Source organism: Roseateles chitinivorans (assembly GCF_002761755.1).
Lineage (GTDB): Bacteria > Pseudomonadota > Gammaproteobacteria > Burkholderiales > Burkholderiaceae_C > Roseateles > Roseateles chitinivorans.
Genome location: NZ_PEOG01000007.1, coordinates 68026 through 83053 on the forward strand (window position 1 = coordinate 68026; position 15028 = coordinate 83053).

The window sequence follows — 15028 nt, forward strand, 5'->3', positions numbered from 1 at the left end:
AATCGGGCGATTCTAGGAGCGTGCGCCCAGCCAGGCACGGAGCCGGGCGAAGACCTGTTCGCGCTCAGGCTCGTTGAAGATCTCGTGCGCCAGGCCCGGGAAGGCGACGGCCTGCACCGCGCCGCCCGCGGCAGCGGCCGCGGCGAAGGCGGCGCTGCCGGCCGGAGCCACGCAGCGGTCGGCGCCGGCCCACATCAGCAGCGTCGGCGTGGTCCAGCGCGGCACCAGCGGCAGGGTCTCGGGGCCGAAGCTGGCGATCATCCGGGCCAGCGTCGGGGTGATGCGGTCGTGGACCAGCGGGTCGTCCTTGTAGGCCTGGACGACCTCCGGGCTGCGCGAGACCCACGAGGGATTCAGGCCGTTGCCCACGGCCAGGTGCGGCACGAGGGGCAGCGTCGCGCCCAGCAGGCCGCGCTGGAAGGCCGACAGGCCGGGATCCAGCGCCGGGGAACTGAGGATCAGCCCGTCGACCGGGCGCGACCAGGGCGCCTGTTCCAGCGCGCCGGCGACGAAGCGGGCCGCGACGGCGCCGCCCATCGAATGGCCCAGCAGGATCAGCGGGCCGCGCCCTTTGCGGTCATCGGCGCGCAGGCCGTCGATCGCGGCGGCCAGGTCGCGCAGCAGGCTGTCGTGGGCGGGGATGTCGCCGCGCGGGCCGCCGGAGGCGCCATGGCCGCGCTGGTCGAAGCCGGCGGCATGCCAGCCCCAGTCGTTCAGGCGCCCGGCGACGGTCTCGTAGCGCCCGATGTGCTCGCCCAGGCCGTGGACGATCAGCACGGTGCCTCGGGTGGGCAGCGACAGGTCGGCGCCCCATTCCCGCCAGTGCAGCGGGAGGCCGTCATGGCCGGTCAGAGTCTTCATGGGGCCGGAGTGTAGGATCGCCCGCGCCCAGTCTTCCCGGCGGGGACGCCCCCCGTTCCGACGACGATGACCCCAGCCCTGCTCGAGTCCTTCCCCGCGTTCAACCCGGAGGTGCGGCTGCAGCCGCCGCCCCTCGAGCGCTGGCGCCGCGGCACCGGCACGGACGTCGAGTTCGTCCATGTGCTCGATTCGGGCCGGCCGGGGCCGGTGGCGATGGTGGTGGCGCTGGTGCACGGCAACGAGCTCTGCGGCGCGATCGCGCTGGACCGGCTGCTCGCCCGGTCCCTGAGGCCGCTGCGCGGCAGGCTGGTGCTGGCCTTCGCGAATGTCGAGGCCTGCGGACGCTTCAACCCGCTGGCGCCGTTCGCCTCGCGCTGTGTCGACGAAGACATGAACCGGCTCTGGGACGAGGCAGTGCTGCGCGGGCCGCGCGACTCGGTCGAGCTGCGCCGGGCACGCGAACTGGTGCCCTTCGTGGATGCGGCGGATGTGCTGCTGGACCTGCACTCGATGCAGGAGCCGGGCGCGCCGGCGCTGACGATCTGCGGGATGACCGACAAGAGCGTGCCGCTGGCCCGGGCGCTGGGACAGCCGGAGACGCTGCTGGTGGACACCGGCCATGCGGCGGGGCTGCGGATGATCGATCGCGGCGGTTTCGCGGATCCGACGAGTCCGCGACAGGCGGTGCTGGTCGAGTGCGGCGCGCACTGGGAGCCGGCGAGCGCCGCGATGGCGACCGACGTCACGCTGCGCCTGCTGCGGCATCTGGAGATGGTCGACGACGCGTGGGTCGAGGCATCGCCGCGCTTGCCGACACCGGCGCGGCAGCGGCTGGTGCGCGTCGGCGAGGGCGTGACGGCGGCGTCGCCCGACTTCCGATTCCTGCTGCCGACGCACCACCTGAAGGTCATTCCCGCGGCCGGCACGCCGCTGGCCGAGGACGGCGCGCGGCGCTGGGTCACGCCGCACGGCGATTGCGTGCTGATCATGCCGTCCCGGCGCGCCGGCGTGGCCGGGCAGACGATGGTGCGGCTGGGACGCTACGAGGCGTGAGGGCGGGCCGCGCGCGACCCGGCGGCCGTCCTCAATCCCGATCGAACTTGAACACCGCCATGCTGGCCATGAGGTTGGGCAGCACGCGAACCTGGCGGCCGTCCTGCACCCCGAAGCTGTCCAGCACCCGCAGGCCGCATTTGCGGGCCAGCACATGGAAGTCCGCATAGGTGCCGACGCGGATGTTGGGCGTGTCGTACCACTGGTAGGGCAGCACCCGCGTCACCGGCATCCGGCCCGACAGCACCTGCAGCCGGTTGGGCCAATGCGCGAAGTTGGGGAAGCTGACGATGCCGATGCGGCCGACCCGCGCGGTCTCGCGCAGCATCGCCTCGGTGTTGCGCAGGTTCTGCAGGGTCTCCAGCTGCAGCACGACATCGAAGCTCTGGTCCTCGAAGATCGCCAGCCCCTCCTCCAGGTTGAGCTGGATCACGTTGACGCCGCGCTGCGCGCAGGCCAGCACATTCGCGTCGTCCAGCTCCACGCCGTAGCCGGTGCAGCCCTTGGTGGCCTGCAGGTGCGCCAGCAACTCGCCGGTGCCGCAGCCGAGGTCGAGCACGCGCGAGCCCGCCGGCACCAGTTCGGCAATCATGTCCATCACGGCCCGGTCGCTCATACCGCCACTCCCTGCAGACGATGCGAGACCGTCGCCGTGCCGCCGGGCACCGGCCGCTCATGCTCTGCGGCGATGCGGTCGAAGTAGGCACGCAGCACGCCGTGGTAGCGCGGATCCTCGAGCAGGAAGGCGTCGTGCCCGTGCGGCGCATCGATCTCCGCATAGAAGACATCCCGCTTGTTGTCGAGCAGCGCCTTGACGATCTCTCGCGAGCGCGCCGGCGAGAAACGCCAGTCGGTCGTGAAGCTCACCACGAGGTACTTGCACAGCGCGCTGGCGAAGGTGCGGCTCAGGTCGCCGCCGTGCTCGCGCGCCGGGTCGAAGTAGTCCAGCGCCCGCGTGATCAGCAGATAGGTGTTGGCGTCGAAGTACTCGCTGAACTTGTCGCCCTGGTAACGCAGGTAGCTCTCGATCTGGAACTCGATATCCGAGGTCGAGTAGCCCAGTTCCGCCGCGCGCATCTGGCGGCCGAACTTCTCCTCCATCACGTCGTCGCTGAGGTAGGTGATGTGGCCGATCATCCGCGCCACCCGCAGGCCGCGACGGGGCACGACCCCGTGTTCATAGAAGAAGCCGTCGTGGAATTCAGGGTCGGTGATGATCGCCCGGCGCGCGACTTCGTTGAACGCGATGTTCTGCGCCGACAGGTTGGGCGCGGTCGCGACCGCGATGCAATGCCGCATGCGCTGCGGGTAGCGCAGCGACCAGTCCAGCGCCTGCATGCCCCCCAGCGAGCCGCCCAGCACCGCCGCCAGCTGCTGGATGCCGAAGCGATCCAGCACCCGCGCCTGCGCATCCACCCAGTCCTGCACGGTGACCACCGGGAAGTCCTTGCCGTAGACGCGGCCGGTGGCCGGGTTCAGATGCATCGGGCCGGTCGAGCCGAAACACGAGCCCAGGTTGTTGATGCCGATGACGAAGAAGCGGTCGGTGTCCAGCGGCTTGCCCGGTCCGACCAGGTTGTCCCACCAGCCCTCGCTCTTCTCGATGCCGGCATGCGTGCCGGCCACATGGTGGCTGGCGTTCAGCGCGTGGCAGACCAGCACCGCGTTGGACTTGTCCTCGTTCAGACGGCCGTAGGTCTCGACCATCAGTTCATAGCCCGCGATGCGGGCGCCGCTGCGCAAGGTCAGCGGCTCGTCGAACAACAAGCGCTGCGGTGTGACGTCACCGACGGATCCCATGAAACACCCCAAAAAAGCAAAACCCGGCGCCGCTGCTTGAAGCGGAACACCGGGTCTCGATCCGTGGATCGGGTGCCCCTCTTTAGCTGCATTTCTTGGGCGCCCGCAAGCCGGACAAATCGGCGCCATGGGGCGGGAGTATAGCCACGCCTCCGGAGCCCGCCGCTCCGGAGGCGTACCGCCAGACGCTCAGGGCGCCGTGCAGAGGCAGTGCACGATCGCGCGCACCGGCGGCTTCGCGCCGGCCGGTCCCGCCTGGGCCTGCTCGGCCAGCCAGGTCATGTCGACCTGTGCCTCGCGCAGCGCCGCCGGCATCGCCGGGACGCCCCCCAGCGCATGCATCACCATGCCGCGCAGCGAGGGCGCGGCCGCGTCGCCGACGCTGGTCAGCAGGCGGTCGAGGGTGCTGCGCTCGGGCTCGACGTAGCGCACCGTCGGCTCGTCGCCGAGCTTGGCGCGCTTGGCCGCGCTGGCGATCGCGTCCTGCAGCAAGCCGTTGCGATCGACCAGGCCGCGCTCCAGCGCCTGGGCACCCGTCCACACGCGGCCCTGGCCGACGGCATCGATCTGCTGCTGCGTCTTCTTGCGGGCCTGGGCGGCCTTGCCGGTGAAGTCGGCATAGATGTGCTCGATCGACGACTGCACCACCTGCGCCAGGCGCGGATCCAGCGGACGCCGCGGGTCATAGCCGCTGGCCAGCCAGGTGGTCGTGTAGCCGCCGGTGTGGATGGAGAGCTTGTCCATCAGCTTCTCGGCCGTCGGCAGCATGCCGAAGACGCCGATCGAGCCGGTGATCGTGGACGGGTCGGCGATGACCTCGTCCGAGGACATCGAGATCCAGTAGCCGCCCGACGCGGCCACGCCGCCCATCGACACGACCACCGGCTTGCCGACGGCGCGGGTCAGCTCCAGCTCGCGTCGCACCAGTTCGGAAGCGAAGGCGCTGCCGCCCGGCGAATTCACGCGCAGCACGACCGCCTTGATCTTGTCGTCCTCCCGCGCCTGGCGGATCAGCTTGGACATCGAGTCGCCCCCGATGCGTCCCGGGCCGGCGTTGCCGTCCACGATCTCGCCTTCCGCCACGATCACGCCGACCTGGCCTTCCGGCTTGGGCAGCGTCGGCGACAGCTGGGCGACATAGGCGCCCAGGCCGATGCGGCGCAGCTGCTTCTCGTCCTTGGCGCCGCGCTTCTCCAGCAGCGCCTCGACCTCATCCCGCGTCTTCAGGCCGTCGACCAGCTTCTCGGCCAGCACGAACTTGCCGGGATCGCCGCCGACCGCCTGCAGGCGCTGCGGCAGTTCGTCGATCGCGCGCTGGATCGCCCCCTTGGGCAGCTTGCGCGCGGCCTCGACGCTGGCCTGGTAGCGGGTCCAGAGCTCGTCGTACAGGTAGCCTTCCGCTTCCAGCGTGGCCTTGGACGGCCCGTTCGCGAAATAGGGCTCGACCGCGTTCTTGTAGGTGCCCACCCGCATCACGTTGGGCGCGATGCCCAGGCGGTCCAGCGCGTCCTTGTAGTAGTTGCGGTAGCGCCCGTAGCCCTCGATCATCACGCCACCCATCGGATGGACGTAGACCTCGGTGGCCTGGGCGGCCAGGTAGTAGGCGCGCTGGTCGAAGGCCTGGCCGAAGGCCACGACCGGCTTCTTGCTCGCCTTGAAGCGCGTCAGCGCCACCTCGATCTCGTGCAGCGCGGCCGGCGTGGCCGAGCCCATCTGGTCGAGCTCCAGCACCACCTGGACGATCTTGTCGTCCTTGGCCGCGGCGTCGATGGCGCGCAGGATGTCCCGCAGCCGCGTCTGGGCCCGGTCCTCGCCCTTGATCTGGGCGAGCGCCTGGTCGCGCGGCGAGCCGGAGAACTGCTCGACGACATCGCCGCGGATGTCCAGCACCAGGGTCGTCTTCTCCTGCAGCGGCTTGCCGCCGCGCGTCGCGGCCCAGATCAGGCCGATCACGATCAGCCAGAACAGCAGCGTGAACACCACGCGCCGCGTGCCGTCCAGGAACCACCACAGCCGGCCGAACAAGCGCCCGATCGGCGCCAACGCTCGCTTCACACCCATCCAATCCTCCCGGGATCTGTCAAAGGAATGCGCCGCCCCGGGTCTGGATCGGACCTGGGCCGGATCGCGCGATTGTGGGCCCAGTCGGGCGCATCGGCGGGAAGTCAGCGCCGCATCGCCCGTCTGGGGGAGGTCGTTGAAACGACAACGCCCGGCACGGGCCGGGCGTCGATGGGGTCACCGGGTGGCGATCCCGGATCGGGGCCGCGAGGCTCAGGCGTTCGCCGGCGGCACCGTGTCCTGGAAGCTCTGGCGCGTCATCAGCTTGTCGAAGTGGCGGGCCAAGTTGGGATAGGCCGCGCGCCAGTCGATCTGCGGGAAGCGGAAGTCCAGGTAGCCGAGCGCGCAGCCCAGCGACACGTCGGCCAGCGTGAAGTGGTTGCCGGAGCACCAGGTCTTCTCGCCCAGGCCATGGCCCATCGCCTGCAGCGAGGCATGGACCTTGTTCATCTGGCGCGTCACCCAGGCCTCGCTGCGCTCACCGGGCGCGCGGCCGGACCAGGTGTGTTCCAGGCGTGCGGCGACACAGGCGTCGATCAGGCCATCGGCCAGCGCTTCCCAGGTACGCACCTCGCAGCGCTCGCGACCGCGGTCGGGAATCAGGCGGCCGACCGGCGACAGCGTGTCGACGTACTCGACGATGACGCGCGAATCGAACACGGCGCCGGTGATCGAATCCTGCCCCTCCATGACCAGGCACGGCACCTTGCCGAGCGGGTTCACCTTGAGGATGTTGTCGCTGCCCCAGACGTCTTCCAGCTCGAACTGGTAGTCGAGCTTCTTTTCCGCCATGACGACGCGGACCTTGCGGACGTAGGGGCTGGTGAGGGATCCGATGAGCTTCATGGTGTCGCGGGATTCTAGCCAGTCGCTTCCATCGGCTGACTCCCACAAGCGACAGGTCGGTTGCCCTCATTTGGGTGTATTGCCGTCCCCTGCGCCGGTGACGCACACTCTCGCCCGCCCGCCGCTGAGCGGGCCGCGGCCTTCATGGCCGACGATCGCGATGCGAACCATCGACGCGCAGACAACAACGGAGGGCCCCCCAATTCCGGGGCCATCGAGAAGAGGGAAACCATGCAACAGCACGAAGAAGCTGCGGCGACCGGCGGCTTGACCGGGTGGCCGCTGTCGGAGTTCCGCAAGCGAAAGCTCGAGATCCAGTTCACCGGATCGGGCAGCGAGTATTTCCGGATCTGGATCGTCAACCTGCTGCTGACGATCGTCACGGCCAGCCTGTACTGGCCGTTCGCCAAGGCGCGGCGCATCCGCTACTTCTACGCCAACACGTTGATCGACGGCCATGCGCTGTCCTTCCACGGCGACCCCTGGAAGATGTTCCGCGGCCACCTGCTGCTGCTGGTGCTGATGGGGACCTACTCGGCAGCGGGTCACTTCTCGCCGATGGCAGGCCTGATCGCCTTCGGCGTGATGGCCGCGATCTGGCCGGCGCTCTGGCGCGCGGGCATGCAGTTCCGCCTGGGCAACACCGGCTGGCGCGGCCTGCGCTTCGGCTTCGCCGGCACGCTCAAGGGCGCCTACGGCCCGGCACTGCCGATCTGGATCTGCTCCGCGGCGATCCTCCTGGTCCAGGTGATCGGCGGACCGGCGGGCCTGCCGGTCGACGGCAAGCCGCGCTTCGGCACGGTCGAGAAGGTCGTCCTGCTCATCACCCTGGCCATCCTGCTGCTGATGCCCTGGGTGATCGCCGCGGCCAAGCGCTACCAGCACAACGGCTACCGGATCGCCGCCCAGCACGGCGAGCTGCGACTGGGCGCCAGCGCCGTCTACTGGCTCTGCCTGAAGACCCTGGGCGTCACGCTGCTCATCACCGTCCTCATGATGGTCCTGGCTGGCGTCGGCTTCGCGATCGGCATGTTCGTCGTGCATTCGCAGAAGGCCGCCTTCGGCGGGGCGATGGTGGGCGCGATGGCCGGCTACCTGCTGTACTTCGCGCTGCTCGGCCCCTTCTTCACCGCCCGCTTCCAGAACATGGTCTGGAACGGCACCACCACCGACGACCTGTCCTTCACCAGCCAGCTCAAGGTCGGTGCGCTGACCTGGCTGACGCTGAAGAACTGGGTGCTGACGCTGATCACGCTGGGCCTGTACCGGCCCTTCGCGGTCGTGCACACCGCACGCCTGCGGCTGGAGGCCGTCAGCGTGACGATGGACGGCGACCCCGAGACCTGGGTGGCCGGCCAAGGCAGCGCCACGCAGGATGCCGCGGGCGAACTCGCCGGCGACTTCTTCGGCATCGACATGGGCCTGTGATGACCGGCGAGGCCCCGGGCGTGCCGACGCTGCTGGCCGACTACTTCGACGGCCGCAGTGCCCGCGCGCGGCCGGTGCGCCTGTGGCTGGAGCGCGAGCAGCTGGTCGTCCACGACCAGGACCTGGACGGTGTCGAGCGCCGCTACCCGATCCGGCAGGTGCAGTGGCCGGAACGGACGCGCCATGGGCAGCGCCAGGCCCAGCTCCCCGACGGCGGCGTGCTGACCACGCGGGACGCCGTCGGCTGGGACGACTGGGCCGCTGCCGCGACGCAGGGCCGTGGGCTCGGCGGCGGGCTGGCGGTGCGCTGGTTCTCCAGCTGGCGACATTCGATCGTCGCGCTCGGCGTGGTCGTCGCCGTCGGCGCGGTCGTCTGGCACTGGGGCGTGCCCGCGGCCGCCGACACGATCGCCCGGCATCTGCCGGAATCGATCGGCCAGTCGATCGGCGACGAGTCGATGGAGCAGCTCGACGGCTACCTGCTCAAGCCCAGCAAGATGGACGCTCAGGCGCAGCAGCAGTGGCGCGCCCGTTTCGCGGCGATGGTCGCGAGCCAGCCCGGCGAGCCCACGCCCTATGAGCTGCACTTCCGCGATGCCGGCGAGACCATCGGTCCGAACGCGTTCGCGCTGCCGGGCGGACACATCGTCGTCACCGACGCACTGTTGAAGCTGCTGGGCGACCAGCCCGACGCGGTACTGGGGGTCCTGGCCCACGAACTGGGCCATGTGCGCGAGCAGCATGGGCTGCGGCTGACGATGCGCGCCAGCCTGACCGGCGCCCTGCTGGGCTTCGCGATCGGCGACTTCTCCAGCCTCCTGGCGGCGGCACCCGCGGCGCTGACCCATGCCAGCTACTCGCGCGACTTCGAACGCGAAGCCGATGCGCAAGCCAAACGCCTGTTGATCGACAGCGGCCGCTCGCCGCGCGCGATGCTGCTGCTGTTCGAGCGCATCGGGGCGTGGCGCGCGGCGCGGACGGCGCAGGCCAAGGCCGAGGGCGCCTCCGAGCCGAAGACGCTGGGCCGGGAGGTGGGCGAACAGGCGAAGGCGGGCGCCGGCGAGCTGCTGCGCATCGCCTTCAACACCCATCCGGCCGACGAAGAGCGGATGAAGTTCTTCGAGCGCTGACCGGCCGGGCCCAACCGCCCTGCCTGGCACGCGGACTTCCGTCATGCGGCGCGAGCGGCTCCTACACTCGCCGCTCCCCATTTCCGTGGAGTTCGACATGACCGTCTCCAGCCCCGCTTCGGACGCCGGCTACCTCCTGTACGGCACCCAGGGCTCCGGCTCGTCGATCGTGGAGATCGGCCTGCGCTGGTGCGGGCAGGCCTACCGCACGGTGCACGCCTCGTCGTGGGAGGACGCCTCGGCGCAGGAGGCGCTGCGCGCGCTCAATCCGCTGATGCAGATCCCGACGCTGCGCACGCCCGACGGCGACGTGCTGACGGAAAGCGGCGCGATCCTGATGCACCTGGGCCTGCGCTTCCCGGCGGCCGGGCTGCTCGGCGACAACGAGCGCCAGCGCGATCGCGTGCTGCGCGGCCTGGTCTACATCGCGGCCAACTGCTACAGCTGCATCAGCGTCATCGACTACCCGCACCGCTACACGACCAGCACCGACAAGGCCGACCACGACGCCATCGTCGCCGGCACGAAGGCCCGCCTGCATCACCACTGGGCGCTGTTCGCGGACATGTTCCCGGGGGAGCCGTGGCTCAGCGGCATCCGGCCGGGCGCGCTAGACATGATGGCGGTGATCGTGTCGAAGTGGTCGGGGTCGCGGAAGTTCCTCGAGGACCATCGGCCGGCGTTCTTCGCGCTGCTGCAGCGGATCGAGGCCCTGCCCCATGTCGCCGAGGTTTGCGCGAAGCACTGGCCGCCGAAGCCGGCCTGAGGACGCGCAGCCCCGTCAGGCCGCCTGGTACTGCGGAAGCAGCCGCACGTGGGTGTAGCGGGCCGGTCGCTCGATCGGCTCGCGCTGCGCGTCGATCGGCGCGAAGCCGCAGCGGCTCCAGAAGGAGGCCGACTCGGGGCTCTCGCAGTTCACATGCAAGCGGCTGAAGTGGCCCTGCGCGCTGGCGAGCACCGCGTTGACCAGCCGCCGGGCCAGACCGTGGCCGCGCCAAGCCGGATGCACGTAGAAGCGCCGCATGCGGCCGGTGCCGGGACGTCCTGGCGCTGGCTCGACATTCAGGCCGCCGACCGCGATCGCCTGGCCGTTGGCGTCGAACCAGGCCCACAGCGACTCGCCGGGTTGCTCGTAGCGATTGGCGCCGCTGCGCCATTCATCCATCAGCCGGCCCAGCATCTGCCAGCCTTCGCCCTGGCTGGCCGCGAGCAGCGGCGCCCATGCGAGGGGGTCGATCTGATGCACACGGATCAGGCGCGGTGCGGCGCCATCGGAAGCCAGCGAAACCATCGGACGAAGCGGTAACCAGACGTCAACCGAGCGGGAAAGGCCGGATTAAGCAGCAAGCGCACGCCCCTCACATCAGGGACAACCCGCCTGCCGTCGGGCCGTTCCAACGTCGGGATCGATCTCGCCGACCGGGTCCGCGCGTGGCTCGGCCACGCGGCGGAACGCCGATCAACGCGGGGGTTCCGGCTTGTTCGCGCTGTCCGGATGCTCGACCCAGGCCTTCAGCGCCGCGGCGCGCGCATGCTGCGGCGACAGCTCGATGAACGCGCGGTACGCCATCTGCGCGCCCGCCTCGTCGCCGGCGCGCAGCAGCGCGTCGCCCAGGTTCAGGTGCGCCAGCGCACGGCTGCCGTCCATCTCGATGGCCTTGCGATACCAGCGGGCGGCCTCGGCCGGCTTGTCGCGCTTGTAGTAGATGAAGCCCAGGTTGTTGGCGGCCAGCGCGAAGCGCGGCTGCAGCTTGAGCGCTTCGGTGAACGCGGCTTCGGCCTCGTCGTAGCGGCGCTCCTTGTAGAGCTGCAAGCCGCGGTCGTTGGCGCGCTGGGCCGCGACGCGCGCGCTGATCGGCGCCGGCGCGGCGCTGGTCGCGATCGCCGTGTCCGTGCCGTCCAGGCCCTTGAGCGTCACCTGCACCGCGGTGGCGCTCGCCGGCGCGGCACCGACCGGCGCCGAGGCCTGCGCGACCGGCTGCAGCTGCGCGTTGCGGGCGTCGTCGGCCTGCTTGGCCAGCGCACTGGCCTTCGCGTCGAGCTGGTTGCTGTCGCCGCTGAGCGCCTGCTCCTGCGCGGACGCGAGCTCGAAGATGAACTCGCCGCCCTCGCTGCCGGGCAGGCTGCCGAAGGCCGGCGTCTGGTGCGCGATGGCCGACACCGCCGGCGCCACATAGGCCGCCAGCTCGGTCGCGGTGATCAGGCCGTCGCCGTTGAGGTCGGCCTTGCCCGACAGCGCCTGCAGCAGCGTCCAGGTGAACACCGAATGGCCACCGGGGCCATCGTCGGCCACCTGCTGGTCGGCGCCACCGGCCGTCATCATCTGGCGGCCCAGCCGGCGCGCGTTGTCGCGCACGAAGTTGGCATTGCCGCCCGGCGCGCCGCCGCGCGTCAGGCCCAGGCCCGAGTAGCAGGCATCGATGACGAAGAACGCGTGCTTGGCCGGCAACGCCTCGCTGAGCTCCTGCAGCTGCGGCATCGCGATCGCATCGGTCTGCAGGTCGTCGATGCCGGCGTCGACCGGGATGATGTAGCCGACGTCGCGCCCGCTGGGCAGCTTGCGCGTGCTGCCATGGCCGGCAAAGAAGACGAACACCCGGTCGTCGCGCTTGAGCTTGCCGTCGCCGCCCTTGCGCGCCATCGCGTTGAGCGCGCGCAGGATGTTGGCGCGCGTCGCGTCGCCATCGGTCAGCGTGGTGACGTTCTCGGCACGGAAGCCGAACTGGGTCCGCAGCGTCTCCTGGATGGCCTGGGCATCGCGCACCGCGTGCTGCAGGCGCGGCCAGCTCTTGTACTGGTCGATGCCGATCACCAGCGCGACGCTGTCGCGGTAGAGGTTGGCACCGGCCAGGTCCGGCGCGGCGGCATCCGCCGCGGGCGCCTCGGTGGCGACGATCTTGCCGTCCTTCCAGGCGGCGAACCGGTAGCCCTCGGCCTGGAGCTGGTCCAGCACCAGCGGCAGGGCCTCGACGGTGCGGGCGTGGATGTCGTGGAAAAGGACGATGCCGCGCTGCTGCTTGCCGAGCTCGCCCAGCACCCGTGCGGCGATCGATTTCGGGATCGGATCGGACCAGTCCAGCGAGTCGACGTTCCACATCATCGAGCGCAGCTTGAGCGCCTCGATCGCGCCGAGCGCCGCGTCGTTGCGCGCGCCATAGGGAAAGCGGAACAGGGCCTGGCCTTCGCGGCCGGCGGCGTCCAGGAGGGCCTCGGTGGAGCTCGCTTCCTGGCGGACCTTGGCGAGCTCGAACTTGGACATCACGCCATGGCTGAAGCTGTGATTCGCGATCGGATGGCCGGCGGCGAGCACCCGCTTGGCGACCTCGCTGCCCGGACCGGGCTTGACCTTGCCGCTGGCGTCGACGCTGCCGAGGTTGCGGCCCAGTTCGAAGAACACCGCCGGCGCCTGGTAGCGCTTGAGGATCTCCAGGATCTCGTCGGTGTAGCGCGGATGCGGGCCGTCGTCGAAGGTCAGCAGCACCGTCTTGGGCGGCAGCTGGCGGCCGAAGAACTCGCGCTCCTCCTTGCCGGGTCCGCGCGTGGCCGCCGATGCGGCGGTCCCTGCGGGCGCCTCGGCGACGACGCTCGGGCGCGCCTGCAGGTCGGGCAGGATGGTCGCGTAATCCTTCAGGATGCGCTCGCGCGCGTACAGCCCCTTGAGCTTGGCGACGTAGTCCGCCCACTTCTCGCGCTTGGGCACGATGCCACGCTGCGCGAAGCGGCCGAAGGTGTCGCGCAGCTCCTGCTCGTAGGCACTTTCAATCTCGGCCAGCACGCCCAGGTCCTCGCCCGCCCGCTTGGCCAGCTTCAGGCCGGCGATGCTCTGCGAGGTCGAGAACTGCTGCGAGAGCTGGGCGAGGAACTCCTTGAACGCGAGCCGGTCGGCGTCGAACCACGACGGCTCCTGCTCGATCCGGTCCAGCAACTGCGACAGGGCAGCGAGGCCGGCGGGATCGGTGCTCCTGGCCGCCGTGTCGCCGAGCGCGCGAATGCTTTCCTGCATGTCGTGGAACAGCATCAGGCCGACCGCGCGCACCGCCTCGCGCTCGGCAGGCTTGAGCGTGGACTCGCCGTCCATCAGCACGATCATCTGGCGGTAGCGCGCGAGCAGTTCGTCGCTCTGGCGCAGCAGCGTGGCGCTGACGGCCGGGTTGGCCGAGGCCGCCTCCAGCGGCGCGAGCGGCTTGGGCGCATCGCCGGCCGGCCGGCAGCCGCTCATCAGGGTGATCGTGGCGGCGCACGCCGCGGCCGTGAGGGCGGTCATCCAGACGGCGCCCCTGCGTTGACTTCTCTCTTGCATGCCTTCCCTCGAACCTTCACGCGAGGCGGGTCATGCCGCCTCGTTGGCGCCTCCCGGCGGCCGCGCCTCGGTGGCGGCACGGGTCCGGAGCGGGGGCTATTGTGACCCCCTCTGTAGAATCCGCGGGTTTGTCCCACCCCCTGAACGGCCGGTCCGGCCGGCGCGCGCCATGAATCTCTCCGCCCTCACCGCCCTGTCGCCCCTGGATGGCCGCTATGCGTCGCGCATGGCCGCGCTGCGCCCGCTGCTGTCGGAGTTCGGCCTGATGCACCGCCGGGTGCAGGTCGAGATCGAATGGTTCATCGCGCTGTCGGATGCGGGCCTGGCCGAGTTCAAGCCGCTGCCGGCCGCCACGCGCGAGTTCCTGCGCGCGCTGGTGACCAATTTCTCGGAGCGGGATGCGCAGGCGATCAAGGACATCGAGAAGACCACCAACCACGACGTCAAGGCGGTCGAGTACTGGATCAAGCAGCAGTTCGCCGGCAAGCCGGAGCTGGAGGGCGCCGGTGAGTTCGTGCACTTCGCCTGCACCAGCGAGGACATCAACAACACCAGCCACGGGCTGATGCTCAAGGCCGCGCGCGAGCAGGTGATCCTGCCGGCGCTGGACCGCGTGATCGCCAAGATGACCGAGATGGCGCAGGCGCACGCGGCCGCGCCGATGCTCAGCCGCACGCACGGCCAGACGGCCAGCCCCACGACGGTGGGCAAGGAGATCGCCAACGTCGTCGCGCGCCTGCGCCGCGCCCGCGCGGTGATCGCCGAGGTGAAGCTGCTGGCCAAGATGAATGGCGCGGTGGGCAACTACAACGCGCACCTGTCGGCCTATCCGGAGAAGGACTGGGAGTCGTTCAGCCGCGCGGTCATCGAGCAGCAACTGGGCTTGAGCTTCAACCCGTACACCATCCAGATCGAGCCGCACGACTACATGGCCGAGCTGTTCGACGCCGTCACGCGCGCCAACACGATCCTGGTGGACTGGTCCCGCGACGTGTGGGGTTACGTGTCGCTGGGCTACTTCAAGCAGAAGACCAAGGCGGGCGAGATCGGCTCGTCGACGATGCCGCACAAGGTCAACCCGATCGACTTCGAGAATGCCGAGGGCAACTTCGGCCTGGCCAACGCGGTGCTGACGCACCTGAGCCAGAAGCTGCCGATCTCGCGCTGGCAGCGGGACCTGACCGATTCGACGGTGCTGCGCAACATGGGCGTGGCGCTGGGCTATGCGCTGCTGGGTTATGACTCGCTGAGCAAGGGCCTGGACAAGCTGGAGCTCAACCAGGCGGCGCTGGATGCGGACCTCGATGCGTCGTGGGAAGTGCTGGCGGAGCCGATCCAGACGGTGATGCGCCGCTATGCGTTGCCCAACCCGTACGAGCGGCTGAAGGAGCTGACGCGCGGCAAGTCGATCACGCGCGAATCGATCCAGCAGTTCATCCAGGGCCTGGAACTTCCCGAGGCCGAGAAGCAGCGCCTGCTCGCGATGACGCCCGGCAACTACATCGGCACGGCCGAGGCGCTGGCCAAGCGGATCTGATTGCGGCGCCGG

12 protein-coding genes are annotated in these 15028 nt (G+C 70.1%); 5 read left to right on the plus strand and 7 right to left on the minus strand.

Going from position 1 to position 15028, the window contains the following annotated elements; translation table 11 throughout:
- Nucleotides 1-12: 12 nt before the first annotated feature.
- Complete coding sequence (locus tag CS062_RS02500) at nt 13-861, minus strand: alpha/beta hydrolase (RefSeq protein ID WP_099859886.1); 849 nt, start codon at nt 859-861, stop codon at nt 13-15.
- A gap of 66 nt (nt 862-927) precedes the next feature.
- Between CS062_RS02500 and CS062_RS02505 the strand changes: the two genes are divergently transcribed.
- On the plus strand, nt 928-1914 hold the full coding sequence (locus CS062_RS02505) for a M14 family metallopeptidase (protein ID WP_099859887.1): 987 nt from the start codon (nt 928-930) through the stop codon (nt 1912-1914).
- 31 nt (nt 1915-1945) lie between these two features.
- Here CS062_RS02505 and metW read toward each other — a convergent pair whose 3' ends face one another.
- From metW to CS062_RS02525, 4 genes are all read right to left on the minus strand, one after another.
- Nucleotides 1946-2530, minus strand: a complete 585-nt coding sequence (gene metW / locus CS062_RS02510; protein ID WP_091730690.1) for a methionine biosynthesis protein MetW — start codon at nt 2528-2530, stop codon at nt 1946-1948.
- Nucleotides 2527-3714, minus strand: a complete 1188-nt coding sequence (gene metX / locus CS062_RS02515; RefSeq protein WP_099859888.1) for a homoserine O-succinyltransferase MetX — start codon at nt 3712-3714, stop codon at nt 2527-2529. Before metX ends, metW begins: the two co-directional genes overlap by 4 nt.
- 189 nt (nt 3715-3903) lie before the next feature.
- The gene (sppA, locus tag CS062_RS02520) at nt 3904-5775 is read right to left on the minus strand and encodes a signal peptide peptidase SppA (protein ID WP_099859889.1); all 1872 of its coding nucleotides are present in this window, start codon (nt 5773-5775) and stop codon (nt 3904-3906) included.
- 213 nt (nt 5776-5988) lie between these two features.
- On the minus strand, nt 5989-6621 hold the full coding sequence (locus CS062_RS02525; protein ID WP_099859890.1) for a glutathione S-transferase family protein: 633 nt from the start codon (nt 6619-6621) through the stop codon (nt 5989-5991).
- Between the two features lie 231 nt (nt 6622-6852).
- On the opposite strand from CS062_RS02525, the gene CS062_RS02530 reads away from it, so the two are divergent.
- The 3 genes from CS062_RS02530 (at nt 6853) to CS062_RS02540 (ending at nt 9945) form a co-directional block, all read left to right on the plus strand.
- Nucleotides 6853-8049 (plus strand): YjgN family protein, encoded by a 1197-nt coding sequence (locus tag CS062_RS02530; protein WP_158238647.1) that lies wholly within the window; start codon nt 6853-6855, stop codon nt 8047-8049.
- On the plus strand, nt 8049-9179 hold the full coding sequence (locus CS062_RS02535; protein ID WP_099859892.1) for a M48 family metallopeptidase: 1131 nt from the start codon (nt 8049-8051) through the stop codon (nt 9177-9179). Before CS062_RS02530 ends, CS062_RS02535 begins: the two co-directional genes overlap by 1 nt.
- A 97-nt stretch (nt 9180-9276) precedes the next feature.
- Nucleotides 9277-9945, plus strand: a complete 669-nt coding sequence (locus tag CS062_RS02540; RefSeq protein ID WP_099859893.1) for a glutathione S-transferase family protein — start codon at nt 9277-9279, stop codon at nt 9943-9945.
- Nucleotides 9946-9960: 15 nt separating this feature from the next.
- On the opposite strand, the gene CS062_RS02545 is transcribed toward CS062_RS02540, so the two are convergent.
- Both CS062_RS02545 and CS062_RS02550 read right to left on the minus strand, forming a co-directional pair.
- On the minus strand, nt 9961-10470 hold the full coding sequence (locus CS062_RS02545) for a GNAT family N-acetyltransferase (RefSeq protein WP_099859894.1): 510 nt from the start codon (nt 10468-10470) through the stop codon (nt 9961-9963).
- Between the two features lie 168 nt (nt 10471-10638).
- Complete coding sequence (locus CS062_RS02550) at nt 10639-13443, minus strand: polysaccharide deacetylase family protein (protein ID WP_233217877.1); 2805 nt, start codon at nt 13441-13443, stop codon at nt 10639-10641.
- Between the two features lie 205 nt (nt 13444-13648).
- On the opposite strand from CS062_RS02550, the gene purB reads away from it, so the two are divergent.
- Complete coding sequence (gene purB / locus CS062_RS02555; protein ID WP_099859896.1) at nt 13649-15016, plus strand: adenylosuccinate lyase; 1368 nt, start codon at nt 13649-13651, stop codon at nt 15014-15016.
- Nucleotides 15017-15028: the final 12 nt, after the last annotated feature.

Excerpts from the sequence above, each read along its gene's own strand:
- CS062_RS02500 (WP_099859886.1), bottom strand. The coding sequence starts at position 861 with ATGAAGACTCTGACCGGCCATGACGGCCTCCCGCTGCACTGGCGGGAA.
- CS062_RS02505 (WP_099859887.1), top strand. The coding sequence starts at position 928 with ATGACCCCAGCCCTGCTCGAGTCCTTCCCCGCGTTCAACCCGGAGGTG.
- metW (WP_091730690.1), bottom strand. The coding sequence starts at position 2,530 with ATGAGCGACCGGGCCGTGATGGACATGATTGCCGAACTGGTGCCGGCG.
- metX (WP_099859888.1), bottom strand. The coding sequence starts at position 3,714 with ATGGGATCCGTCGGTGACGTCACACCGCAGCGCTTGTTGTTCGACGAG.
- sppA (WP_099859889.1), bottom strand. The coding sequence starts at position 5,775 with ATGGGTGTGAAGCGAGCGTTGGCGCCGATCGGGCGCTTGTTCGGCCGG.
- CS062_RS02525 (WP_099859890.1), bottom strand. The coding sequence starts at position 6,621 with ATGAAGCTCATCGGATCCCTCACCAGCCCCTACGTCCGCAAGGTCCGC.
- CS062_RS02530 (WP_158238647.1), top strand. The coding sequence starts at position 6,853 with ATGCAACAGCACGAAGAAGCTGCGGCGACCGGCGGCTTGACCGGGTGG.
- CS062_RS02535 (WP_099859892.1), top strand. The coding sequence starts at position 8,049 with ATGACCGGCGAGGCCCCGGGCGTGCCGACGCTGCTGGCCGACTACTTC.
- CS062_RS02540 (WP_099859893.1), top strand. The coding sequence starts at position 9,277 with ATGACCGTCTCCAGCCCCGCTTCGGACGCCGGCTACCTCCTGTACGGC.
- CS062_RS02545 (WP_099859894.1), bottom strand. The coding sequence starts at position 10,470 with ATGGTTTCGCTGGCTTCCGATGGCGCCGCACCGCGCCTGATCCGTGTG.
- CS062_RS02550 (WP_233217877.1), bottom strand. The coding sequence starts at position 13,443 with ATGACCGCCCTCACGGCCGCGGCGTGCGCCGCCACGATCACCCTGATG.
- purB (WP_099859896.1), top strand. The coding sequence starts at position 13,649 with ATGAATCTCTCCGCCCTCACCGCCCTGTCGCCCCTGGATGGCCGCTAT.